Below are 21,449 nucleotides of genomic sequence, written 5' to 3' on the forward strand. Positions count from 1 at the left end.
TCACGCCCCGAAACCTACCTGTCGCAGCCGAGTCCTCACGCGGAAGGGTCAGCGCTTACGGCGACGGGAGCTCACGGCGACCAGGCCGACGACACCGACCACCACGAGCGCCACCGGAACAATGCGCTCCATACGGGGCGCCCCGTCCTCGGAGACGAGCTGCCCCTTCACGTCCGACACCAGCCGGTTGGCGCTCACGTACGCCCGGCCGAGGGTGTGGTCGACGCTGGAGACGAACTTGGCCTTGGCGTCCCCGATGATCGTCTTGGGGTGCACGCGCACCCCGATCTCGTCGAGGGTCTCTGCCAGCGTCTCGCGGCGGCGCTTTATGTCCGCCTCGATCTGCGCCGGGGTCCGCGTATCCGACGTACTCGACGTGTCCGACACCGCGCTGCCTCCATGGTCGCCGTTGTGGCACTGATCGTGGACAGTCTGTCAGCTCGGCGCCCGACGCACCCCACGGCACCCCCATTACGCTCAGGTCCCGTACCCGCATCCTGTACGAGGAGACCCACCATGAGCGAGCGACTGACGACCGGCGACACCGCCCCCGCCTTCACGCTGCCCGACGCCGACGGCAACGAGGTCTCCCTCGCGGACCACAAGGGCCGGAAGACGATCGTCTACTTCTACCCGGCGGCGCTCACGCCGGGCTGCACGAAGCAGGCCTGCGACTTCACGGACAACCTCGAGCTGCTGGCGGGCGCGGGCTACGACGTCATCGGCATCTCCCCCGACCAGCCCGAGAAGCTCGCGAAGTTCCGCGAGAAGGAAAACCTCAAGGTCACCCTCCTCGCCGACCCCGACAAGAAGGTCCTCGACGCCTACGGAGCCTTCGGCGAGAAGAAGAACTACGGCAAGACGTACATGGGCGTGATCCGCTCGACGATCGTCGTGGACGAGGAGGGCAAGGTCGAACGAGCCCTGTACAACGTGCGGGCGACGGGCCACGTCGCGAAGATCATCAAGGACATGGGGATCTGACCCCACCCTTGCCCCAACCGAATGGCCCGCCCCGAAACCTCTGGAGCGGGCCATTCGGCGCTTCCCCGAGCAGGAACTCACGGCCGCCGTCGTCGGATCACGAAGTCCGACCGACCTTGTGCACCGCCTTGGGACGCTCACCAGACCGCAAGCACCCACTCGACAACCGGCGCGAGAACCTGCGCCACCCGCGCCCGAACTGTCATGCGATGACCGGGACTTGGCACCGACGGCGTAGGCGTGATCCCGCACTGAACGGCATCGCCGTACACTGACGGGACGGCACTCGCCGCAAAGGCGAGATTGTTCGTTTTGTCGCGGTCGTGGTGGAATCTGGCAGTCACGTCGGGTTTAGGTCCCGGTGGGAGAAATCCCGTGAGGGTTCGAATCCCTCCGACCGCACACACAAGGGCGCTCCCCAGCGGGGAGCGCCCTTCGTCGTACGCGGGCCCCGCTCAGCCCAGCAGTTCCTTCACCACCGGTACCAGCGCCCTGAACGCCTTGCCTCGGTGGGAGATCGCGTTCTTTTCTTCCGGGGAGAGTTCCGCGCAGGTGCGGGTGTCGCCTTCTACCTGGAGGATCGGGTCGTAGCCGAAGCCGTTCTTGCCTGCGGGGGCGTGGCGGAGGGTGCCTCGGAGGTGGCCTTCGACGACTCGTTCGCGGCCGTCCGGGAGGGCCAGGGCCGCTGCGCAGGCGAAGTGGGCCGTGCGGTGGTGGTCGTCGTCGATGTCGCCGAGCTGGGCGAGGAGGAGGTCGAGGTTGGCCTGGTCGTCGCCGTGGCGGCCGGCCCAGCGGGCGGAGAAGATGCCGGGGGCGCCGCCGAGTACGTCGACGCAGAGGCCGGAGTCGTCGGCGACTGCGGGCAGGCCGGTGGCCTGGGCGAGCGCGTGGGCCTTGAGCAGGGCGTTCTCGGCGAAGGTGACGCCCGTTTCCCTGACGTCGGGGATGTCGGGGTAGGCGTCCGCGCCGACGAGGTCGTGGGGCAGGCCTGCGTCGGCGAGGATCGACTTGAGCTCGGTGATCTTGCCGGCGTTGCGGGTCGCGAGGATGAGGCGGGTCATGCGTCCCAGTATCGCGGGCGGGTGAGGGCGTGCCGCCGAAGGCCTACGGCGTGCAGACCTTGGTCAGTTCGCCTGCCGCGTCCGTGACGGGGGTGATGTCGGGGGTGCGGTCGCCGTTCTTGATGGCGGTGCGGACGTTGTTCACGGCGGTGCTGAGGTCGTCGACGGCCTTGGAGATGTCGGCGTTGCCGGTCTTGTCGCTGATCTTGCCGAGGTTCTTGTCGATCGAGTTCAGTGCCTTGTCGGCCTGGCCGGGGTCGTTCGCCGCGTTCTCGACGGCCTGCTGGAGGTCGGTGACGCTGTCGGCGATGGAGTCGGCGGTGTGGACGCAGTCGAGCGCCTTGTCGACGGCGCCGCATCCGACGGCGGCCGGTATCGCGATCAGGACCGCGGTGACGGCGAGTGCGGCGGTGCGGTGGCGGTGTCTGTGGCGCGCGGCCATGGTTCGTTCCTCCCCTATGCGGAAGGGCGTACGGCTCGGTGTCGTACGCCCTTTCCGGTTGCTACCCGCCCGGCGGGCTCTTTACTTTTCGAGCGTGGCCTCGAGTGCGGCGCGCTGGATCGTGGTGAGGTCGGCGCAGCCGGAAACGGCCAGGTCGAGCAGGGAGTTGAGCTCGTCGCGGGCGAACGGCTCGGCCTCGGCGGTGCCTTGGACCTCGACGAAGCGGCCGTCGCCGGTGCAGACGACGTTCATGTCGGTGTCGGCGCGGACGTCTTCCTCGTAGCAGAGGTCGAGGAGGGGGGTGCCGCCGACGATGCCGACGGAGACGGCGGAGACGGTGCCGGTGAGGGGCTGGCGGCCGGCCTTGATGAGCTTCTTGCCCTGGGCCCAGGTGACGGCGTCGGCGAGTGCCACGTACGCGCCGGTGATGGCGGCCGTGCGCGTACCGCCGTCGGCCTGGAGGACGTCGCAGTCGAGGACGATGGTGTTCTCGCCGAGGGCCTTGTAGTCGATGACGGCGCGCAGGCTGCGGCCGATGAGGCGGGAGATCTCGTGGGTGCGGCCGCCGATCTTGCCGCGGACGGATTCGCGGTCGCCGCGGGTGTTGGTGGCGCGCGGGAGCATCGAGTACTCGGCGGTGACCCAGCCTTCGCCGCTGCCCTTGCGCCAGCGCGGGACGCCTTCGGTGACGGAGGCGGTGCAGAAGACCTTGGTGTCGCCGAAGGAGACGAGGACGGAGCCTTCTGCGTGCTTGCTCCACCCGCGTTCGATGGTGATGGGGCGGAGTTGTTCGGGGGTGCGGCCGTCGATGCGAGACATGGGGGGAGCCTAGCGGGAACGGGTGAAGGCCCCGTTCGGGGTGTCCCGTCGGGGCCTTCGGTGCTACGGAGTACGTGGGCGTCAGGCGCTCACATCATGTCTTCGATGTCGGCTGCGATGGGGTCGGCGTCGGTGCCGATGACGACCTGGATCGCGGTGCCCATCTTGACGACGCCGTGGGCGCCGGCGGCCTTCAGGGCGGCTTCGTCGACCTTGCTGGGGTCGATGACCTCGGTGCGCAGGCGGGTGATGCAGCCCTCGACCTCTTCGATGTTGTCGAGCCCGCCGAGCCCGGCGACGATCTTCTCAGCCTTGGTGGCCATGTGGTTCTCCCTGACTTCTCTCACGGCCCGCCCTGGGCCCGCTTTGTCACGGTAACCCACGGTTGGCCCATCTTCACGGGCGGTCTCGTGACTCGTGACCCATGCTGACGATCACGGCGCCGCGCCTCACCGGCCGGTACCGGCCGACCCGTCACGCAACTGGTCTACACCAGTTCTCGACGACCGCCAAACGTGGCCAGTTCCGGGAGGACGCCTATGAGCGCAGACAGTGCGGCCGTACACCAGCCCAGCAGATGGAACGTCGCGTTCCAGGGGCTGCAGAAGATGGGGCGCAGCCTGCAACTCCCCATCGCCGTACTGCCTGCGGCGGGCATCCTGAACCGGCTCGGCCAGCCGGACGTCTTCGGCGATCAGGGCCTCGGATGGACCGACGTGTCCAAGGTGATGGTCGGCGCCGGTTCCGCGCTACTCGACGGCGCACTCGGCCTACCCCTGCTGTTCTGTATCGGTGTGGCCATCGGCATGGCCAAGAAGTCGGACGGTTCGACGGCGCTCGCGGCGATCGTCGGTTTCCTCGTCTACTACAACGTGCTGCGCCAGTTCCCCCAGGACTGCGCGGCGGGCTCGAAGCCGGTCGCGACCGGCTGCCAACTGGTGACGGATCAGTCTGTCGTCGCCTACACGTACCAGAACCCGGGCGTCTTCGGCGGCATCGTCATGGGCCTGATGGCCGCGTACCTGTGGCAGCGGTTCCACCGTACGAAGCTGGTCGACTGGCTGGGCTTCTTCAACGGGCGCCGGCTCGTTCCGATCATCATGGCGTTCGTCGGTATCGGGTTCGCGGCGCTCTGCCTGTGGGTGTGGCCGCCGATCGGTACGGCGCTGCAGCACTTCAGCGACTGGCTCGTCGGTCTCGACTGGCTGGGGGCGGGCATCTTCGGTGTCGCGAACCGCGCGCTGCTGGTGGTCGGCCTGCACCAGTTCCTGAACGTGCCCATCTGGTTCCAGTTCGGGTCGTTCACGAAGCCGGACGGCACGGTGGTGCACGGTGACATCAACATGTTCCTGGCGGGCGACCCGCACGCGGGCCTGTTCACGTCGGGCTTCTTCCCGATCATGATGTTCGCGCTGCCGGCCGCGTGTCTGGCGATGACGCACACCGCCCGCCCGGAGCGCCGCAAGGTGGTCGGCGGTCTGATGCTGTCGGTCGCGCTGACGTCGTTCGTCACCGGCATCACCGAGCCCATCGAGTACTCGTTCATGTTCGTGGCGCCGCTGCTGTACGTGTTCCACGCGATCCTGACCGGTGTGTCGATGGCGGTGACGTGGGCGCTCGGGGTGCACGACGGGTTCAGTTTCTCGGCGGGGCTGATCGACTACGTCATCAACTGGAGCCTGGCGACGAAGCCGTGGCTGATCATCCCGATCGGGCTCGCGTTCGCCGTCGTGTATTACGCGGTGTTCCGGTTCGCCATCATCAAGTTCGACCTGAAGACGCCGGGGCGTGAGGCGGAGGACCAGGTCGAGGACGTGACGAAGGCCTGAGGCCCGTACCGCACGTGAAACCCCCTGACCTCACCCTGGTCCGGGGGTTTTGTTCCGCACCGTCGCATATGACCGAGCGCACAGCGGCCCCAGGAAATCGCAGGTTCCTTATCTGACCTTCACCGTGCTAGAACAGGTCTACACCACTGAGTGGTGTAGACCATCTGGTACGGAGGAAGTTGATGAGCACCGCGACCGCTACCGCGGCCCCGGCGAAGAAGCGGGGCCAGGGCCTGTTCCAGGGACTCCAGAAGGTGGGCCGCAGCCTGCAGCTGCCGATCGCGGTGCTGCCGGCCGCGGGCATCATGGTCCGCCTCGGCCATGACGACATCTTCGGCAAGGACGGCCTCGGCTGGGACAAGGTCGCCGCGGTCTTCGACAACGCGGGCAGCGCCATCACCGGCGCCCTGCCGATCCTGTTCTGCATCGGCGTCGCGATCGGCTTCGCCAAGAAGTCCGACGGTTCGACCGCGCTCGCCGCGCTCGTCGGCTTCCTCGTCTACAGCAAGGTCCTGCAGGCCTTCCCGGTCACCGAAGCGGTGATCAACACGACCGCCAACAAGGGTGTCGACGTCGCCGCGACGTACAACGACCCCGGTGTCTTCGGCGGCATCGTGATGGGTCTGCTGTCGGCGGTCCTGTGGCAGCGGTTCCACCGCACCAAGCTCGTCGACTGGCTCGGCTTCTTCAACGGCCGCCGGCTCGTCCCGATCATCATGGCGTTCGTCGGCATCATCGTGGGTGTCTTCTTCGGCCTGGTCTGGGAGCCGATAGGCGCCGGCATCTCGCACTTCGGCGAGTGGATGACGGGCCTCGGCTCGGGCGGCGCCGCGCTGTTCGGCGGCGTGAACCGCGCGCTGATCCCGATCGGTATGCACCAGTTCGTGAACACCGTCGCGTGGTTCCAGCTCGGTGACTTCACCAACTCCGCGGGCGAGATCGTCCACGGCGACATCCCGCGCTTCCTCGCGGGCGACCCGTCGGCCGGCATGTTCCAGTCGGGCTTCTTCCCGATCATGATGTTCGGCCTCCCAGCCGCCGCCATCGCCATCGCGCACACCGCACGGCCGGAGCGCCGCAAGGCCGTGATGGGCATGATGGTCTCGCTCGCGCTGACCTCGTTCGTCACGGGTGTGACCGAGCCGATCGAGTTCTCGTTCATGTTCATCGCGCCGCTGCTGTACGTGCTGCACGCCGTCCTGACCGCGCTGTCGATGGCGGTGACCTGGGGCCTCGGCGTCCACGCGGGCTTCAATTTCTCGGCCGGGTTCATCGACTACGCGCTGAACTGGACCCATGCCACGAAGCCGTGGATGATCATCCCGATCGGTCTGGTCTTCGCGGTGATCTATTACGTGACATTCCGGTTCGCGATCGTCAAGTTCAACCTCACCACCCCGGGCCGTGAGCCCGAGGAGGAGGTCGAGGACCTCACCAAGGCGTGAGCCTCACCCGCCCGTGCATGACGAAGGCCCCGGAACCGTCCAGGTTCCGGGGCCTTCGTCATGCACGGGCGGGGCTCAGATCTCGTACACCTGCCCCGGCGCGGCCAGTTGGGTCGGGCCGTCGTACACGGCGCGGGCGTCCGCGAGGTTGATCCGCGCGTCCGTCCACGGCGGGATGTGCGTGAGGACCAGGCGGCGGGCGCCGGCGCGGGCGGCGGACTCGCCCGCCTCGCGGCCGTTGAGGTGCAGGTCCGGGATGTCCTCTTTGCCGTGAGTGAACGCGGCCTCGCACAGGAACAGGTCGCTGTCCGCGGCGAGTTCGTCGAGGGCGGGGCACGTGCCGGTGTCCCCGGAGTACGTGAGCGACCTGCCGCCGTGCTCGACGCGGATGCCGTACGCCTCGACGGGGTGGCACACGCGCTCCGTGCGGACGGTGAACGGGCCGATCTCGTACCGGCCGGGCTTGACGGTGTGGAAGTCGAAGACCTCGCTCATCGAGGACGCGGAGGGCGTGTCCGCGTACGCCGTGGTCAGACGCTGTTCGGTGCCTTCGGGGCCGTAGACCGGGATCGGGGCGCAGCGGCCGCCGTCGTGGCGGTAGTAGCGGGCCACGAAGTAGCCGCACATGTCGATGCAGTGGTCGGCGTGCAGATGGCTGAGGAAGATCGCGTCGAGGTCGTAGAGACCGCAGTGGCGCTGCAGCTCGCCCAGGGCGCCGTTGCCCATGTCGAGTAGCAGCCGGAAGCCGTCGGCCTCGACGAGGTAGCTCGAGCAGGCCGATTCCGCGGACGGGAACGACCCCGAGCAGCCGACGACGGTGAGCTTCATATGAGCCGGAACCTCCGCGCTGGCGGTCAGAGAGCGGTCAGGGGGCGGGAACTGATGGGGTGAGGGGTCTAGCGGTGCGTCGAGCGTAAGGCGGATGAGGCCGGGTCGCTCCTCCGTCGCGGGTCGTTGTGGGAGAACTCACCTGTGGTGTCACCGGTTCGGGGGGCGTGCGCCCGGTGGGGCGTGTGGCGGGCGCCACCGGTACCGTCATGCGTATGGACACGTCCTGGTGGCTGGTGCTCGCCGCCGTCCTGCTGCTCGCGCTGGTGGCGACGCTGATAGACGGGTGGGGGCGCGGGCATCGGCGGCCCGGCGGCCGGCTGCGCCTGCTGCGGAGGTCGCGCGGCGCCGCGGTCCGGCCGCTGCCGGGCGAGATCTGGTGGGCGCTCGTGCCGTTCGAGGAGGGGCCGGAGTCGGACGGGTTCGCTCGCGACACGGGTACGGCGGTGGCGGGCGCGGGGCAGCGGGCCAAGGACCGCCCGTGTCTCGTACTCGCGGTGCGCCGGCGGCGCGTGCGCGTCGCGAAGATCACGAGCAAGTACCACGACGAGCGGGCCGGCGTGATCGCGCTGCCGCCCGGGTCGGTGGGCGACGCGCGGGGCAGGCCGAGCTTCCTGGAGACGGACGAGCTCCGCGAGGTGCCCCTGGGGGACTTCCGCAAGCGCGTGGGCATCGTGGATCCGGTGGTGTGGGACCAGGTGCGGTATCTGGCGGGCTGACGCGGATATGTGAATCTGACGCGGGGCCCGGCCGATGTACCGGCCGGGCCCCGCGTCGTGCAAGCCGTGTGACGGCGTGTCCGGGCTACGCCCAGAGCTGGCCGTGCAGCGTCTCGATGGCCTCTTCCGTCGTGGCCGCCGTGTAGACGCCGGTCGACAGGTACTTCCAGCCGCCGTCGGCGACCACGAAGACGATGTCGGCGGACTCGCCGGCCGCGACCGCCTTGCGGCCCACGCCGATCGCGGCGTGGAGCGCCGCGCCGGTGGAGACGCCCGCGAAGATGCCCTCCTGCTGGAGGAGTTCGCGGGTGCGGGTCACGGCGTCGGCCGAGCCGACGGAGAAGCGGGTGGTGAGGACGGAGGCGTCGTACAGCTCGGGGACGAAGCCCTCGTCGAGGTTGCGCAGTCCGTAGACCAGGTCGTCGTAGCGCGGCTCCGCGGCGACGATCTTGACGTCCGGCTTCTGCTCGCGCAGATAGCGGCCGACTCCCATCAGGGTGCCCGTCGTGCCGAGGCCCGCCACGAAGTGGGTCACGGACGGCAGGTCGGCGAGGATCTCCGGGCCGGTCGTCGCGTAGTGGGCGCCGGCGTTGTCCGGGTTGCCGTACTGATAGAGCATCACCCAGTCCGGGTGCTGCGCGCTCAGTTCCTTCGCCATGCGGACGGCCGTGTTGGAGCCGCCCGCGGCGGGCGACGGGATGATCTCCGCGCCCCACATGGCGAGCAGGTCCCTGCGCTCCTGCGAGGTGTTCTCCGGCATGACGCACACCATGCGGTAGCCCTTGAGGCGGGCGGCCATGGCGAGGGAGATGCCGGTGTTGCCCGAGGTCGGCTCGAGGATGGTGCAGCCGGGGGTGAGCCGGCCGTCCTTCTCCGCCTGCTCGATCATGTGGAGCGCGGGGCGGTCCTTGACCGAGCCGGTCGGGTTGCGGTCCTCGAGCTTCGCCCAGATCCGTACGTCCTCGGAGGGCGAGAGCCGCGGCAGGCGCACGAGGGGCGTGTTGCCGACCGCGGCGAGCGGGGAGTCGTACCGCATCCTGATCAGGCCATGCCGCCGGCCACGGCCGGCAGGATCGTGACGTTGTCGCCGTCGGCGAGCTTGGTTTCGATGCCCTCGAGGAAGCGGACGTCCTCGTCGTTCAGGTACACGTTCACGAAGCGGCGCAGCTTCTCGCCCTCGACGATGCGCGCCTGGATGCCCGTGTGACGGGTCTCGAGGTCGGCGAAGAGGTCGGCGAGCGTCTCGCCCTTGCCCTCGACGGCCTTCTCGCCGTCGGTGTAGGTGCGGAGGATGGTCGGAATGCGGACCTCGATGGCCATGGCGGGGCTCCTGTCGGAAGAAGTCAGGTGGTCAGAGCGCGCGGCGGCGCGGGGCATTGCCTGGGGGTACGTGGTCGTACTCGGATGCGGCGCCGCGGCTCACTGCCGTACGGCGGCCCGGTTCAGCGCGTACAGATGGCGCTGGCGAGGCGGCACAGGTCGACGTGGAGCCGCGCCACGAGCAACATGCCCGGCGTCTTTTCACTCACGTCGTGGAGAACCATGGGCTCATCGTAACGATTCCCGCCCGGGGTCCTCGAATGTGATCTCACCATGTGGTCGATTTCCGTCCGACAGTCGAGACGTCTACGGCGTGACCTCGACCTCTTCCTCGGTGACGACGCCCTCGACGATGCGGAACGAGCGGAACTGGAAGGGGCCCGCGTCGTCGGTGTCGGCGGTCGAGACCAGGACGTAGTGGGCGCCGGGCTCGTTCGCGTAGGTGATGTCGGTGCGGGAGGGGTGGGCCTCGGTCGCGGTGTGCGAGTGGTAGATGATCACGGGCTCCTCGTCCCGGTCGTCCATCTCGCGGTACAGCTTCAGCAGGTCACCCGAGTCGAACTCGTAGAACGTGGGTGAGCGGGCGGCGTTCAGCATCGGGATGAAACGCTCGGGGCGGCCGGTGCCCGCGGGGCCCGCGACGACGCCGCACGCCTCGTCGGGGTGGTCGGCGCGCGCGTGGGCGACGATCTGGTCGTAGACGGCCTGGGTCAGGGTCAGCATGAGGCTCAGGATAAGCAGACGGGCCCTCGCGTACCGGAGTGCGGTACGGGAGGGCCCGGATGCTGAGATGCGGGTGGCCGACCCCAGGGGTGGCGGGGCGGCCGGCCCGGGCGCCGTCGGGCGCCGGCTGCTAGTCGCGCTTCGCGAACGCCAGGTTCTGCGGGTTGCGGCGGCGCAGCACCCAGTACGAGACGGCGAGGAGCGCGGCCCACAGCGGGGCGCAGTAGAGCGAGATCCGCGCGTCCTTGTCGATGCCCATCATCACGACGACACCGATGAGGAAGACGAACGAGAAGATGCTCGGCCAGATGCCGCCGGGGGCCTTGAAGGTGGACTCGGGCAGGAGGCCACGGTCGGCCTTGAGGCGGTAGCGGATCTGGCAGAACAGGATGATGAACCAGGCCCACATGCCGGAGATCGTGGCGAAGGAGACGACGTAGTTGAACGCGTCGCCGGGCCACTGGTAGTTGATCCAGACGCCGACCATCATCAGCCCGGCCGAGACGCTGGTGCCGACCAGCGGGGTGCCGGTCTTGGTGAGCTTGGTGAAGAACTTCGGGCCCTGGCCGTTGAGCGCCAGGTCACGCAGCATCCGGCCCGTCGAGTACATGCCCGAGTTGCAGGAGGACAGGGCGGCGGTGAGGACGACGAAGTTGACGATCGCGGCACCGATGCCGAGACCCATCTTCTGGAAGGCGTAGACGAAGGGGCTGACGCCCGGCTGGAACTCGGTCCACGGCACGACCGACAGGATCATGATCAGGGCGCCGACGTAGAAGACGGCGATGCGCCACGGCACGGTGTTGATGGCCTTGGGCAGGACGGTCTTGGCGTCCTTGGCCTCGCCCGCGGTGACGCCGACGAGCTCGACGGCGAGGAACGCGAACATGACCATCTGGAGGGTCATGAGGGTGGAGCCGATGCCGTGCGGGAAGAAGCCGCCCTGGTCCCACAGGTGGGTCATGGAGGCGGTGTCGCCGGCGTCGGAGAAGCCGAGGGTGAGGATGCCGGCGCAGATGAGGATCATGCCGACGATGGCCGTCACCTTGACCATCGAGAACCAGAACTCCAGCTCACCGAAGAGCTTCACGGAGATGAGGTTGACCCCGTAGAGGACGAGGGTGAAGACGAGCGCGGAGAGCCACTGGGGGATGTGCCACCAGAACGTCATGTAGGTGGCGGCCGCGGTGACCTCGGTGATGCCGGTGACGACCCAGAAGAGCCAGTACGTCCAGCCGGTCACGAAGCCCGCGAAGGGGCCGATGAACTCGCGCGCGTACTCCGAGAAGGAGCCCGAGACGGGGCGGTACATGAGGAGCTCGCCGAGCGCCCGCATGATGAAGAAGATGACGAGGCCCGCGATGGCGTACGCGAGGATCAGGCTGGGGCCCGCCTTCGAGATGCCCTTGCCGGCACCGAGGAAGAGGCCGGTTCCGATGGCGCCGCCGATGGCGATCATCTGGATCTGCCGGGCACCGAGTCCGCGCTGGTAGCCCTCGCCCTCGCCGGTCTCGCCGTGGGCCACGGCCTCATTGCCGTCGTGATGCTTGTCGACCTGCAGTGAGGTCATGGTGTTGCGCCTTTCTCCATGCCGATCCGTGCCACTGCGGCTCGGATCGACTGTGACGATCCTTCGGGGTCTGGGCCCCTGGATGGATGGAGCTGTGCCTACCGGCGGTCAGCCGGTCGGGGCGCACTCGGGGACAGGGGTGGCGTCCTTCGAGCGATCGTGAAGATTTATCACGGTCGCAACATTGATCGCCCTGGCCTTATGTGGCGCATACCACCAGAAAAACCGGACAAAAAACGCCTCGCGCGACATAGGGGACCGCACGAGTGATCTGATCGTTATCCGCAGTTGAGCGTCCGTTGAGCGAACGCGCTTACCTGGTCGCCCTTACATGTGGACGATCCGCTTCCGCCCGACATGTCGCGGCAAGTCAGGGCATAAGGGGCAGCGCCTGGGTCAGCGCACAGCGGTCACGGCATGAGCGTTTCGACGAGCGTCTCCTGGAGCCCGCCCAGCCACAGGTACGCCATCACCATCGGCTTGCGCGGATCGTCGTCCGGGAGGCGGTAGAGGAGGTCCGTGTCCTCCTCGTCGTTGATCTCCAGGCGGGTACCGATCGCGAGGCGCAGGTCGTTGAGCGCGCGCATCCAGCGCAGGGACTCCTCGGGCGAGAGCTTGAGGACCGCTCCCCCCTCGCCCGCGGCCGTCAGCGCGTCGAGCGAGCGGATCACGGCGAGCGCGTCCTCCCGCTTGACGGCGCGCAGGTCGTTCTCGGTGAAGCGGCGGAACTCGGCCGAGTGCGCGCGCTGCTCGTCCGCGTCGGCCACCGGCATCTCCTCGGCGCCGGGTCCGCCGTACGCGTCGGGGAAGAGGCGCTGGAGGACCGGGTCGGAGGGCGGCTCGCTCGGGCCCTCGGCGAAGAGCTCGGCGAGCGGGTCGTCGGACGCCTCACCGCCCGGCCCCGGGCCGATCAGCTCCAGGAGCTGGACCGCCAGGGAGCGGATGATCGAGATCTCGACCTCGTCGAGCGCGACGGCGGCCCCGCCGCCGGGAATCGGTTCGAAGTGTCCTGGCATCAGGTGCGTCGCTACTCCGGTCGCTGCTTGCGTGGGCTACTTGCGGTCCTGCTGGAGGGTCGCCCACAGACCGTAACCGTGCATGGCCTGAACGTCGCGTTCCATCTCTTCGCGGGTACCGCTGGAGACGACCGCGCGGCCCTTGTTGTGCACATCGAGCATCAGCTTCGTGGCCTTGTCCTTCGAGTAGCCGAAGTACGTCTGGAAGACATACGTCACATAACTCATCAGGTTGACCGGGTCGTTGTGCACGAGCGTGATCCAGGGGACGTCCGGCTCAGGTACGGCGAAGGACTCCTCCGCCGGCTCGGTGCGTTCGATCTCAAGGGGTGCGGGAGCCGTCACACAGCCCATGCTGCCACTAGGGGGCGGCCCCCGCATAAACGGACCACGGAAATCGTCACACTGACGCTAATTGGGGGTAGCATCCCGCATATGAACACAGCGGACCTTGGCCTGCCGGTGGATGTCCCGTCGACAGCGCTCTTCACCGACCACTACGAGCTCACGATGCTCCAGGCCGCGCTCCGGGCGGGCACGGCCGACCGGCGCTCGGTCTTCGAGGTCTTCACGCGCAGGCTTCCCGAGGGGCGGCGGTACGGCGTCGTGGCGGGCACCGGCCGCGTGCTCGACGCCGTCGAGAACTTCCGGTTCGGGCCCGGCGAGATCGGCTTCCTGCGCGAGCGGGGCATCGTCGACGAGCGGACCCTCGAATGGCTGGCCGCCTATCGCTTCAGCGGCGACATCTGGGGCTACCCCGAGGGCGAGGTGTACTTCCCCGGCTCGCCGATCCTGCGGGTCGAGGGCTCGTTCGCCGAGTGCGTCCTGCTCGAGACGGTGATCCTCTCCATCCTCAACCACGACTCGGCGATCGCGGCGGCCGCGTCCCGCATGGCCTCCGCCGCGGGTGACCGGCCGCTGATCGAGATGGGCGCGCGCCGGACGCACGAGCTGAGCGCCGTCGCCTCGTCCCGCGCCGCGTACGTGGGCGGCTTCGCCACCACGTCGGACCTCGCGGCCGGGTTCCGGTACGGGATCCCCACGGTCGGCACGTCCGCGCACGCCTTCACGCTGCTGCACGACACCGAGCGCGACGCGTTCCGCGCGCAGGTCGACTCCCTCGGCGAGGGGACGACGCTGCTCGTGGACACGTACGACGTGACGGAGGCCGTGAAGCTCGCCGTCGAGATCGCCGGGCCCGAGCTCGGGGCGGTCCGGATCGACTCCGGTGACCTGCTGCTCGTCGCGCACCGCGTGCGCAACCAGCTCGACGAGCTGGGCGCCACGCAGACGAAGATCGTCGTGACCTCGGATCTCGACGAGTACGCGATCGCTTCGCTGGCCGCCGCGCCCGTGGACGCGTACGGGGTGGGGACGCAGCTGGTCACCGGCTCGGGGCACCCGACGTGCTCGATGGTCTACAAGCTCGTGGCCCGCGCCGAGTCCGCCGACCTGAAGGCTCCGCTGCAGGCTGTGGCGAAGAAGTCCATGGGTGCGAAGTCTTCTGTGGGTGGCCGGAAGTGGGCCGCACGGCGGCCCGACGAGGACGGGGTCGCCGAGGCGGAGGTCATCGGGACGGGGGCCGTTCCGGCCGGTCTCGTCGATCACCAACTGCTGGTCGAGCTGATCAAGGGCGGGTCGGTGGTCGCCCGTGAGCCGCTGGACGCCGTGCGGCGGCGGCACATCGACGCTCTCGCCGGGCTGCCGCTTTCCGCTACGCAGTTGTCTCGCGGGGAGGCCGTTATTCCTACGGAGTATCTGGTCAATACGTCCGCATAACGCCGGTCGGTGCCGGCCACTCCCGTAACGCCCGTCCAGTCTTTACGCTCGACATCACTCCAGCAGAAGGACAGCTCCCATGCGTCGCGCCTTGATCGTCGTAGATGTGCAGAACGACTTCTGTGAGGGCGGCAGCCTTGCCGTGGCCGGTGGGGCCGATGTGGCCGCGGCGATCACCGAGCTGATCGGGCAGGCGCCGGCCGGGTACCGGCATGTCGTCGCCACTCGCGATCACCATGTCGCGCCCGGTGACCACTTCTCCGGGGCCCCGGATTACGTCCACACGTGGCCTCCGCACTGTGTGGCGGGGACGGAGGGCGTCGGGTTCCACCCGAACTTTGCGCCTGCGGTTGCCTCCGGCGGTGTCGATGCCGTGTTCGACAAGGGCGCGTATTCCGCTGCTTACAGCGGGTTCGAGGGGGTCGATGAGAACGGGGTCTCGTTGGCGGAGTGGCTTCGGGGGCGGGGGATCGGTGAGGTGGATGTGGTGGGGATCGCTACCGATCACTGCGTGCGGGCCACTGCGCTTGATGCTGTGCGGGAGGGGTTTCGGGCTCAGGTGTTGTTGGGGCTGACGGCGGGGGTTTCTGCGGGGACGACTGCCGCTGCGCTGGAGGAGATGCGGGGGGCTGGGGTTGAGTTGAGTGGGAAGCCCGTTGTGGGGTGAGTTTTCCTCTCCCCCAGCCCGCCCCTTCCCGGAAGACCTGGGGCTCTGCCCCAGACCCCGCTCCTCAAACGCCGGAGGGGCTGGTATAGCCCGAGCGCCCCGCCAGGGAGCCGTCAGACTCCGGACGGGCTGGAGTAGCCGGGCCGAACGCCGATGGGGCCGGGTTGGCTGGAGTAGGCCGTCACGCTGGACGATGTGCCGGGGCGAGGCGTGCGGACCACTGAGCCCGCTCGGATTGTCGGGGCCGGGCGTCTTGGGCGTAGCAGTGCCTTGATCGGGTGGAAGAGTTCGCCCGACGTCAGGTGGGGGGCCGTGCGCCAGACCAGGCCGTCGGGGTGGTGGAGGACCGCTGTGATTTCGTCCGGGGTGGGGGGTTCTGCGTTGCCTCGGAGGTAGATCGCTCGCAGACCGAGGTTGCGTAGGCGGGTCAGGGCCCGGGCCCGGTTCGCCGCGTGGACCAGGACCCGTACCGCGCCGTCGTCCGGCGCGGGGCTGGGCACGGTCAGTGCCACCACCACGGTGCCGTTCGGCAGTTTGCAGAACCCTCCTGCGGACATGACTGTCACACCCCCGTGAGACCTGGTGTCAATAACGACTTCGTAGGACGCACCTAAACACGATCGGCCGCCGCCCGCTAGAGGGCGACGGCCGATCATGCTCTGACCTGCGGTGATGCGGATTACTTCACCGAGGGGCCGACCTTCACCGTGATCGAGGAGCCGTCGAGCGGCTGCTTCACGATCGAGATCCGGGTGTTGGTGTCAGTTGTCTGGACACTGCCGGTCGGGTTCTCCTTGTACCAGTACGTGCCCTTGTGGTCGTCGAAGACCGGTACGCCCGCCTGCGCCGGGATCTTGGCTTCGGCGCCGAGCCGGTGCAGCGAGAAGCCCGGGTTCCCGTACTGGCTGAACGCGGCGTCGTACGGCTGGATCTTGTTGGTGATCAGCCGGCCGTCGGCCCACTTGAGCGGCGCGGCGTGCGCGTCGATCGGCAGGATCAGGCCCTTGCCGGGGTGCTGGCCGACGTTGTTGTTGCGCTGCGAGGTGTCCCACTGCCAGACGACGAGGCCGGGCCGGTACGCGTAGTGCTCGACCCAGTCGTTCTTCACGCCGCCGTCGCGCCAGCCGAAGTTGTACGGGCCGACCTTCAGCGTCTTGTCGTAGCTGACGTACTGGCGGTTCTCCGCGAGGTAGAACTGCGGGAAGTCGCCCGTGACGGAGGCGCCGACGCGGGAGAAGCCGCGTGCGGTCCAGCCGTTGTCGTCGCCCTCGGCGTTGTCGGTGAACAGCGCCTGGCCGTCCGCCTTCACGGTGAGGTTGTCGGCGGTGAAGCCCATGCCGCCCGCGCCGCCGTCGGTCTTGTAGCGGAAGCGGATGCCGATCTTCTGGCCGGCGTACTCGTCGAGCGGGAAGACCAGGTGCTGGAACTTGCCGGAGGCGCCGGTCAGGGCCGGCTTGTCGCCGCCGTCACGCGGGATGGTGACGCCGTCGGCGGTGCCGTCGATCGACTTCCAGCTGGCGCCGTCGTCCGTGGACACCTGCGTGTACAGGTAGTCGTAGTCCTTCTCGATGTCGTACCAGCCGTCGAGTTCGAGCGCGGCCTTCGACTTGCCGGTCAGATCGACCGTGCGCGAAAGGGTGTTGGAGAGGTCGTCCCCGTAGTCCGACCACCACTGCTTGGCGCCCTCGGTGGGCTGCACTATGTCGGTGGTGACGCCCTTCTTCTCGGGCAGTTCGACGACGAGGGCCTGCTTCTGCTTCGTGTTGTACTCCGAAACACCCAGCTTGTGCGTCGACTTGGTGGCCGCCTTGGCCTTGTCGTAGTCGAGCCAGCCCAGCTGGAGCTTGTCCCACGCGGTCATGTCGCCCGGCATGTCGCCGATCGCGTCCTTGCCGGTGCCGAGCCAGGAGCCCGCCGACATCAGCGACCAGAAGCCGACCGAGTTCTCGCCCGCGTACGAGGTGTCGTACAGGTCGGGCAGGCCCAGGTCGTGGGCGTACTCGTGGGCGAAGACGCCGAGGCCGCCGTTCTCCGGCTGCATCGTGTAGTCGCCGACCCACAGGCCGGTGTCGCCGATGGGGGTGCCGCCCGCCTTGAAGCCGGCCGGACCCGTGTCGCCGTCGTCGCGGCCGTAGGCGTAACCCCGGTGTGCCCAGAGGGAGTCGCCGCCCTGCGCGCCGCCGCCGGCCGACCCGTCCTCGCCCGCGTGGACGATCTGGAAGTGGTCGATGTAGCCGTCGGGCTCGTTGAAGTTGCCGTCGCCGTCGTGGTCGGTGCGGTCCCACTGGTCGTACTGGGACAGGTCCGCCTTGATGTCGGCGTCGGACTTGCCGGCCGCCTTCTGCTGCTCGACCCAGGCGTTGACGCCGTCGCGGACCAGGTCCTCGACGTTCGGGCAGTTGTCGGCGCCGCAGTAGTTGGAGCCGTAACGGGCCTCGTTGTAGGGGACCTTGACCCAGTCCGAGACCTCGCCGTCGACCGAGTAGCGGCCCGACGACGTCTTCTCGTAGTACGTCTTCAGTGAGTCGACGCCCTTGCCCGAACCGAAGTACAGGTCCTGGAAGTGCTTGCTGCTGTAGTCCTTCTGCCAGGCCGTGCTGTTGTTGTTCGCACGGTCCGGCTCGGCTATCCGGTTGTGCAACGGGCCTGGCGTGCCGCCGTACTTGGGCTTCAGGTCCGGGGTGTCGTCGTCGGCGCGGTCGACGAGGGTCGTGTTGTCGACCTGGTCGCCGAACTCCGTCAGGATCGTGAAGATCTTGTCGGTCCGCTCCCGGCCGAGCTCCACGTACTTGTCCTTGCCGAGCTTCACGACGTTGGAGCCGTCGCGCTGCTCGACCTTGGACGTGCCCGAGAGCACCTGCTCCAGGGCGGTCTTGCGCTGCTGTTCCTGCTGCTGGCTGAAGGGGCCGCCGATGACGTGCCCCTTGCCCCCGTAGGTCTTGCCGTGCGACGTGGATCCTCCGGCGGCCGGGGTGTCGGCCTGGGCGCCCGTCGCGAGGACCGATCCGGCGGCCGCGGTCGCGGTCAGCGTCACGAGGACGGCGGCGGTTCTCAACGCCCGTCTCTTGATGGTCACTTGGTGGTTCCCCTCCTCCGTGGCGTTACGCCACGCATCACAAGTGACGCTATTTGACCGGAGGTGAAGGAGATTTACCAGACCTTGACTGTGAAAGCCGGCGTGCACTATGCAGGGGAACGGCACCGCTATGCGGACGCGTCTACTCCCCTCAACGGGCGCGCCGACCGTCCACTTCATGGACACGGTGACTCCGTGCGCCCCCCGTGCTCCGAACCCGTGGGTTAGGTCACGCTTACTACCGGTTCCTCTCGGGCATGGGTCGCAATAGAGTCTTTTGACGGCGCGCCACGGCCCGGTCGAGTCGGCTCCGCTTACATATGCAGCTGCCACACGCACCTGCCATACGCAGCGCCACCCCCATCGCAGTACGCATCCGCTGTCCCGAGGACGGATAACGCCATGCCTCGTCCGACTGCCGCACAGCTCGCCTACGGTTCCGTGACCGTGATCTGTTCCACCCTCGCCATGCTGCTGTTGTCGCAGACGAGTTCGGGACTGGGAGTCGCGGTCATCGCCGTCGCCGCACTCGGGCTCGGCCTCTTCGTCGCAGTGACCGTCACCTCTCCGAGGCCCCGGCGCGCCGGTGCCGCGTCCGGCGCCGGGACCGCCCCCGCCTCGGCGCCCGCCGTCGGGGAGCCGGCGCCCGTGCGGCGCGCGACCATCCGGTCCGCCGCCCCGCGCCCCGCGCCCGAGCCCGTCTACGAGACCGCGCCCTCCGCCGCACGTGGAACGGCGGGCCCGTGACCCACGGACCCGCCGCCCACATCACCCTCCGGTTCAGCCGGTACTGACCACCACCGTCTTGGCGGCCTTGTCGTGCAGGCCCTGCCGGTAGGGCTTGTCGAAGAAGCTCCAGCCGCCCGAGATCGCGATCCAGATGCAGGCGCAGCAGAACACCGCCGGCAGCCACAGGACCGCGGCGCGTGCGAGGTTGGTCTGGACGCTGGGCGTCGCGCCGTTGGAGAGATCCGCGACCCGCAGCTTGAACAGCCGCTTGCCGAGGGTCTGGCCGGTCCGCGTCATCAGGATGGTGTCGTAGCCGATGTAGAGGACCGCCGCGAGGACGGACTCGGCGAACTGCTTGCCGAACTGGATCTTGTCGGGGCTGGTCTTGAACTCGGCGATGTTGAACGCCCAGGACAGCAGCCCCACGACGATGCTGACCAGGATGATGTCGATGATCCGCGCCATCACCCGCTTGCCGCCGTCCGCCAGCGGCGGCATCCCGGCCAGCGGGTCCGCCCCGTAGGGGCCGCCGCCGTAGGGGTCCGACCCGTAGGGGCCTCCTCCCCCGCCACCGCCGTACGGGGGCGGTGTCCCTCCGGTGTCGTACGGGTTCCCCGGGCCGTTCCCGTACGGGTCCTGACGACCGCCGTAAGGTGAGCCGCCGCCACCCTGGGACGGCGGCTGCTTCCTGAACGGGTCGTCTTCCGGGGGCTGGCCAGGGCCGGGGGACGGCGGTTCGGTGCTCATGGCCCGAGTGGAACCCGAACTCCCCGGCACCGCATCCGGCGAGCCGCCGTACGGGGGACGGCGGCGGCCGGGGCGCGGGCCGGCCGGAGTAGGCCCGCGACCTGGGTGAGCGTCAGCCCGCGACGAACGTGCGGGCCGCCTTGTCGTGCCAGCACTGGTGCCAAGGCCGGTCGAACAGGCACCACAGGACGCCGACGACTCCGACGGCCAGGAGCCCCGGCACGCTGTAGACGAGCCAGCGCTTCACGGCCGCGCCGAACGTCGGCGCCGCGTGCTCCTCGATGTCCCGGACCTCGATGCCGCACAGCTTCTTGCCCAGGGTGCGGCCCCACTTGGCGGTCGGCAGCGCCTCGTAGAGGACACCACCGATGAGGAGTACGGCGAGGATGATGCCGAAGTAGACGCTGGTCGTGCCGTCCAGGAGCCAGACGGTGACCTCGTGGCCCGAGGCCTTCGCCGCGTCGATCTTGGCGTTGATGTGGTCGACGGCCTTCGTGCCGAGCGGGACGGCCGCGAGCGCGGTGACCGCGCCGAGCACGACAGTGTCGACGAGCCGCGCCGCGAGCCGCTTGCCGATCCCGGCGGGGCGGGCCGAGGCCTGCGCCTGGGCGGCCGCCAGGAAGGGGTCGTTGGCCACGGGCTTCCACGGGGTGACCGGACCGTCGGGCTCCGCGGGCTGGGCCGGGGCGGGCTGCGCCGGCTGTCCGGCCTGAGCGGGCTGACCGGGCTGACCGGGCTGACCGGGCTGGGCGAGGTGGTGCACCTGCTGGGCCCAGGAGGGCGATCCGGCGCCGGGCCCGGCCTGCGCGGGGGCGGCGGCCTGCGGCGGGACGGCGGCCTGGGGGGCGTGCGGCTGGGGGGCGGCCTGCTGGGGGTGGGCGGCCTGGGGCTGGGGGTGGGCGGCCTGGGGCTGGGCCTGCGGGTGCTGTGCCTGGGCCGGACCACCCTGCAGGGCCGGGCCCTGAGGCGCCTGACCCTGCGCCGCCTGTCCCTTCTGCCCCGGCACCTGCGGAGTAGCAGGAATCGCCCGCATCATCATCGTGCCCTCGGGCCGGTCCGCGGCCGGGGCGGTGGGGCGGCGGAACGTGACCGTCCCGTCGCTGGGCGGCTGCTTCGGCTCCGGCTTCACGGCGCGGATCGCGACCGTGCCGTCGGTAGGCGTCTCCTTCGGGGCCGGGACGCGCGGGTCGGTGCCCCACGAGACGCGGCGGTCCTGGTCGCCGCCGAAGCCGCTCTGGTGGGAGGCGTCCGCCTGCCAGGCCGCGGCCGGCTCGGGCGTGACCGGTTCGGAAGTGACCGGCTCGTCCGCGTACCGCTCGGGCTCCTCGTCGAGGAAGACGGGGCCGGTCTCCTCGACGGACGCCGGCGCCGGCGAAGGCGAGGGCGCGGGAGCCGGGGCGGGGGCGATCCCGGCGGGAGCCGCGAGCGGTTCTCCGTCGGACGGGGCGGGGCGGCTCGTGCCGGGCACCCACGACGCACCGTTCCAGTACCGGACATATCCGGGAATGGACGGGTCGGGGTAGTACCCCTCGCGGGGCCTGTCGTCGCCGGGGGCCGGAGTTGGGGCGCTCATGTCCGTCGTCCCGTATCTGCTCGGGGGTTTTGTTGGGGGTCCACATCTATCAGACCACCGCCCCGCACCGGGCGGGTCCATGGGTACGGACCACTTTCCGGGGACCCCGGAAAAAACTTTTG

At 69.1% G+C, this 21,449-nt stretch carries 23 protein-coding genes, 1 tRNA gene and 1 pseudogene; 8 read left to right on the top strand and 17 right to left on the bottom strand.

The features are described from left to right. Nucleotides 1-48 precede the first annotated feature (48 nt). A complete protein-coding gene (locus ABZ893_RS18255) occupies nucleotides 49-387 on the bottom strand; it encodes a DUF3618 domain-containing protein (protein ID WP_361404227.1) in 339 nt (112 codons plus the stop codon). 129 nt (nucleotides 388-516) lie between these two features. On the opposite strand from ABZ893_RS18255, the gene bcp reads away from it, so the two are divergent. Both bcp and ABZ893_RS18265 read left to right on the top strand, forming a co-directional pair. Next, nucleotides 517-984, top strand: a complete 468-nt coding sequence (gene bcp, locus ABZ893_RS18260; RefSeq protein WP_361404230.1) for a thioredoxin-dependent thiol peroxidase — start codon at nucleotides 517-519, stop codon at nucleotides 982-984. Between the two features lie 317 nt (nucleotides 985-1,301). Next, a tRNA-Leu gene (locus tag ABZ893_RS18265) sits at nucleotides 1,302-1,386 on the top strand. A gap of 53 nt (nucleotides 1,387-1,439) precedes the next feature. Here ABZ893_RS18265 and rdgB read toward each other — a convergent pair. The 4 genes from rdgB to ABZ893_RS18285 all read right to left on the bottom strand — a co-directional run bounded on the left by rdgB (nucleotide 1,440) and on the right by ABZ893_RS18285 (nucleotide 3,653). Continuing rightward, nucleotides 1,440-2,045, bottom strand: coding sequence for an RdgB/HAM1 family non-canonical purine NTP pyrophosphatase (rdgB, locus tag ABZ893_RS18270; protein ID WP_361404232.1), 606 nt, complete (start codon nucleotides 2,043-2,045; stop codon nucleotides 1,440-1,442). Nucleotides 2,046-2,088: 43 nt separating this feature from the next. Further along, nucleotides 2,089-2,487 carry a hypothetical protein gene (locus ABZ893_RS18275; protein ID WP_361404235.1) on the bottom strand — a complete coding sequence of 133 codons (399 nt, stop codon included), beginning with the start codon at nucleotides 2,485-2,487 and terminating at the stop codon, nucleotides 2,089-2,091. Between the two features lie 81 nt (nucleotides 2,488-2,568). Then, nucleotides 2,569-3,306: a ribonuclease PH gene (gene rph / locus ABZ893_RS18280; protein ID WP_361404238.1), complete on the bottom strand. Its 738-nt coding sequence runs from the start codon at nucleotides 3,304-3,306 to the stop codon at nucleotides 2,569-2,571. A gap of 89 nt (nucleotides 3,307-3,395) precedes the next feature. After that, entirely contained in the window at nucleotides 3,396-3,653 is a 258-nt protein-coding gene (locus ABZ893_RS18285; protein ID WP_361404241.1) for a PTS glucose/sucrose transporter subunit IIB, read from the bottom strand. A 192-nt stretch (nucleotides 3,654-3,845) separates the two neighbouring features. Between ABZ893_RS18285 and ABZ893_RS18290 the strand changes: the two genes are divergently transcribed. Beyond that, entirely contained in the window at nucleotides 3,846-5,135 is a 1,290-nt protein-coding gene (locus ABZ893_RS18290) for a PTS transporter subunit EIIC (RefSeq protein WP_361404244.1), read from the top strand. 182 nt (nucleotides 5,136-5,317) lie between these two features. Then, nucleotides 5,318-6,580: a PTS transporter subunit EIIC gene (locus tag ABZ893_RS18295; RefSeq protein WP_361404247.1), complete on the top strand. Its 1,263-nt coding sequence runs from the start codon at nucleotides 5,318-5,320 to the stop codon at nucleotides 6,578-6,580. A gap of 75 nt (nucleotides 6,581-6,655) precedes the next feature. On the opposite strand, the gene ABZ893_RS18300 is transcribed toward ABZ893_RS18295, so the two are convergent. Beyond that, entirely contained in the window at nucleotides 6,656-7,408 is a 753-nt protein-coding gene (locus tag ABZ893_RS18300) for an MBL fold metallo-hydrolase (protein ID WP_361404250.1), read from the bottom strand. A gap of 215 nt (nucleotides 7,409-7,623) precedes the next feature. Here ABZ893_RS18300 and ABZ893_RS18305 point away from each other — a divergent pair, with 215 nt between their 5' ends. Continuing rightward, on the top strand, nucleotides 7,624-8,127 hold the full coding sequence (locus tag ABZ893_RS18305) for a type II toxin-antitoxin system PemK/MazF family toxin (protein WP_361404252.1): 504 nt from the start codon (nucleotides 7,624-7,626) through the stop codon (nucleotides 8,125-8,127). 85 nt (nucleotides 8,128-8,212) lie between these two features. Here the strand turns inward: ABZ893_RS18305 and ABZ893_RS18310 are convergent, their stop codons facing one another. The 7 genes from ABZ893_RS18310 to clpS all read right to left on the bottom strand — a co-directional run bounded on the left by ABZ893_RS18310 (nucleotide 8,213) and on the right by clpS (nucleotide 13,110). Continuing rightward, nucleotides 8,213-9,163: a cysteine synthase gene (locus tag ABZ893_RS18310; protein WP_361404253.1), complete on the bottom strand. Its 951-nt coding sequence runs from the start codon at nucleotides 9,161-9,163 to the stop codon at nucleotides 8,213-8,215. A gap of 5 nt (nucleotides 9,164-9,168) precedes the next feature. Beyond that, on the bottom strand, nucleotides 9,169-9,447 hold the full coding sequence (locus ABZ893_RS18315) for a MoaD/ThiS family protein (protein ID WP_361404256.1): 279 nt from the start codon (nucleotides 9,445-9,447) through the stop codon (nucleotides 9,169-9,171). A 122-nt stretch (nucleotides 9,448-9,569) separates the two neighbouring features. Beyond that, on the bottom strand, nucleotides 9,570-9,671 hold the full coding sequence (locus ABZ893_RS18320; RefSeq protein WP_361404258.1) for a putative leader peptide: 102 nt from the start codon (nucleotides 9,669-9,671) through the stop codon (nucleotides 9,570-9,572). A gap of 82 nt (nucleotides 9,672-9,753) precedes the next feature. Continuing rightward, nucleotides 9,754-10,170: a M67 family metallopeptidase gene (locus ABZ893_RS18325; RefSeq protein ID WP_361404261.1), complete on the bottom strand. Its 417-nt coding sequence runs from the start codon at nucleotides 10,168-10,170 to the stop codon at nucleotides 9,754-9,756. A gap of 130 nt (nucleotides 10,171-10,300) precedes the next feature. Next, nucleotides 10,301-11,740 (bottom strand): amino acid permease, encoded by a 1,440-nt coding sequence (locus tag ABZ893_RS18330; RefSeq protein WP_361404264.1) that lies wholly within the window; start codon nucleotides 11,738-11,740, stop codon nucleotides 10,301-10,303. Between the two features lie 410 nt (nucleotides 11,741-12,150). Next, nucleotides 12,151-12,756, bottom strand: a complete 606-nt coding sequence (locus tag ABZ893_RS18335; RefSeq protein ID WP_361404267.1) for a DUF2017 domain-containing protein — start codon at nucleotides 12,754-12,756, stop codon at nucleotides 12,151-12,153. A gap of 36 nt (nucleotides 12,757-12,792) precedes the next feature. Further along, nucleotides 12,793-13,110 carry an ATP-dependent Clp protease adapter ClpS gene (gene clpS / locus ABZ893_RS18340; RefSeq protein WP_361404270.1) on the bottom strand — a complete coding sequence of 106 codons (318 nt, stop codon included), beginning with the start codon at nucleotides 13,108-13,110 and terminating at the stop codon, nucleotides 12,793-12,795. An 81-nt stretch (nucleotides 13,111-13,191) separates the two neighbouring features. On the opposite strand from clpS, the gene ABZ893_RS18345 reads away from it, so the two are divergent. Beyond that, complete coding sequence (locus tag ABZ893_RS18345) at nucleotides 13,192-14,535, top strand: nicotinate phosphoribosyltransferase (RefSeq protein WP_361404272.1); 1,344 nt, start codon at nucleotides 13,192-13,194, stop codon at nucleotides 14,533-14,535. A gap of 79 nt (nucleotides 14,536-14,614) precedes the next feature. Then, on the top strand, nucleotides 14,615-15,202 hold the full coding sequence (locus ABZ893_RS18350; RefSeq protein WP_361404275.1) for an isochorismatase family protein: 588 nt from the start codon (nucleotides 14,615-14,617) through the stop codon (nucleotides 15,200-15,202). A 257-nt stretch (nucleotides 15,203-15,459) separates the two neighbouring features. Here ABZ893_RS18350 and ABZ893_RS18355 read toward each other — a convergent pair. Continuing rightward, nucleotides 15,460-15,759: pseudogene (locus ABZ893_RS18355) on the bottom strand (hypothetical protein); the annotation flags it as partial. 122 nt (nucleotides 15,760-15,881) lie between these two features. Next, nucleotides 15,882-18,278 carry an immune inhibitor A domain-containing protein gene (locus ABZ893_RS18360; protein WP_361404278.1) on the bottom strand — a complete coding sequence of 799 codons (2,397 nt, stop codon included), beginning with the start codon at nucleotides 18,276-18,278 and terminating at the stop codon, nucleotides 15,882-15,884. 402 nt (nucleotides 18,279-18,680) lie between these two features. On the opposite strand from ABZ893_RS18360, the gene ABZ893_RS18365 reads away from it, so the two are divergent. Further along, on the top strand, nucleotides 18,681-19,025 hold the full coding sequence (locus tag ABZ893_RS18365) for a hypothetical protein (protein ID WP_361404281.1): 345 nt from the start codon (nucleotides 18,681-18,683) through the stop codon (nucleotides 19,023-19,025). 33 nt (nucleotides 19,026-19,058) lie between these two features. On the opposite strand, the gene ABZ893_RS18370 is transcribed toward ABZ893_RS18365, so the two are convergent. Together ABZ893_RS18370 and ABZ893_RS18375 are read right to left on the bottom strand one after the other, a co-directional pair. Beyond that, a complete protein-coding gene (locus ABZ893_RS18370) occupies nucleotides 19,059-19,754 on the bottom strand; it encodes an RDD family protein (protein WP_361404284.1) in 696 nt (231 codons plus the stop codon). 112 nt (nucleotides 19,755-19,866) lie between these two features. Beyond that, the gene (locus tag ABZ893_RS18375; RefSeq protein ID WP_361404287.1) at nucleotides 19,867-21,327 is read right to left on the bottom strand and encodes an RDD family protein; all 1,461 of its coding nucleotides are present in this window, start codon (nucleotides 21,325-21,327) and stop codon (nucleotides 19,867-19,869) included. Nucleotides 21,328-21,449 lie beyond the last annotated feature (122 nt).

Source organism: Streptomyces sp. NPDC046821 (genome assembly GCF_040645335.1).
In the GTDB taxonomy this organism is placed as follows: Bacteria; Actinomycetota; Actinomycetes; order Streptomycetales; family Streptomycetaceae; genus Streptomyces.

Coding starts and splice junctions, on each gene's coding strand:
- bcp (WP_361404230.1), top strand. CDS start 517: ATGAGCGAGCGACTGACGACCGGCGACACCGCCCCCGCCTTCACGCTG.
- rdgB (WP_361404232.1), bottom strand. CDS start 2,045: ATGACCCGCCTCATCCTCGCGACCCGCAACGCCGGCAAGATCACCGAG.
- ABZ893_RS18275 (WP_361404235.1), bottom strand. CDS start 2,487: ATGGCCGCGCGCCACAGACACCGCCACCGCACCGCCGCACTCGCCGTC.
- rph (WP_361404238.1), bottom strand. CDS start 3,306: ATGTCTCGCATCGACGGCCGCACCCCCGAACAACTCCGCCCCATCACC.
- ABZ893_RS18290 (WP_361404244.1), top strand. CDS start 3,846: ATGAGCGCAGACAGTGCGGCCGTACACCAGCCCAGCAGATGGAACGTC.
- ABZ893_RS18295 (WP_361404247.1), top strand. CDS start 5,318: ATGAGCACCGCGACCGCTACCGCGGCCCCGGCGAAGAAGCGGGGCCAG.
- ABZ893_RS18300 (WP_361404250.1), bottom strand. CDS start 7,408: ATGAAGCTCACCGTCGTCGGCTGCTCGGGGTCGTTCCCGTCCGCGGAA.
- ABZ893_RS18305 (WP_361404252.1), top strand. CDS start 7,624: ATGGACACGTCCTGGTGGCTGGTGCTCGCCGCCGTCCTGCTGCTCGCG.
- ABZ893_RS18310 (WP_361404253.1), bottom strand. CDS start 9,163: ATGCGGTACGACTCCCCGCTCGCCGCGGTCGGCAACACGCCCCTCGTG.
- ABZ893_RS18315 (WP_361404256.1), bottom strand. CDS start 9,447: ATGGCCATCGAGGTCCGCATTCCGACCATCCTCCGCACCTACACCGAC.
- ABZ893_RS18320 (WP_361404258.1), bottom strand. CDS start 9,671: ATGGTTCTCCACGACGTGAGTGAAAAGACGCCGGGCATGTTGCTCGTG.
- ABZ893_RS18325 (WP_361404261.1), bottom strand. CDS start 10,170: ATGCTGACCCTGACCCAGGCCGTCTACGACCAGATCGTCGCCCACGCG.
- ABZ893_RS18330 (WP_361404264.1), bottom strand. CDS start 11,740: ATGACCTCACTGCAGGTCGACAAGCATCACGACGGCAATGAGGCCGTG.
- ABZ893_RS18335 (WP_361404267.1), bottom strand. CDS start 12,756: ATGCCAGGACACTTCGAACCGATTCCCGGCGGCGGGGCCGCCGTCGCG.
- clpS (WP_361404270.1), bottom strand. CDS start 13,110: ATGGGCTGTGTGACGGCTCCCGCACCCCTTGAGATCGAACGCACCGAG.
- ABZ893_RS18345 (WP_361404272.1), top strand. CDS start 13,192: ATGAACACAGCGGACCTTGGCCTGCCGGTGGATGTCCCGTCGACAGCG.
- ABZ893_RS18350 (WP_361404275.1), top strand. CDS start 14,615: ATGCGTCGCGCCTTGATCGTCGTAGATGTGCAGAACGACTTCTGTGAG.
- ABZ893_RS18365 (WP_361404281.1), top strand. CDS start 18,681: ATGCCTCGTCCGACTGCCGCACAGCTCGCCTACGGTTCCGTGACCGTG.
- ABZ893_RS18370 (WP_361404284.1), bottom strand. CDS start 19,754: ATGAGCACCGAACCGCCGTCCCCCGGCCCTGGCCAGCCCCCGGAAGAC.
- ABZ893_RS18375 (WP_361404287.1), bottom strand. CDS start 21,327: ATGAGCGCCCCAACTCCGGCCCCCGGCGACGACAGGCCCCGCGAGGGG.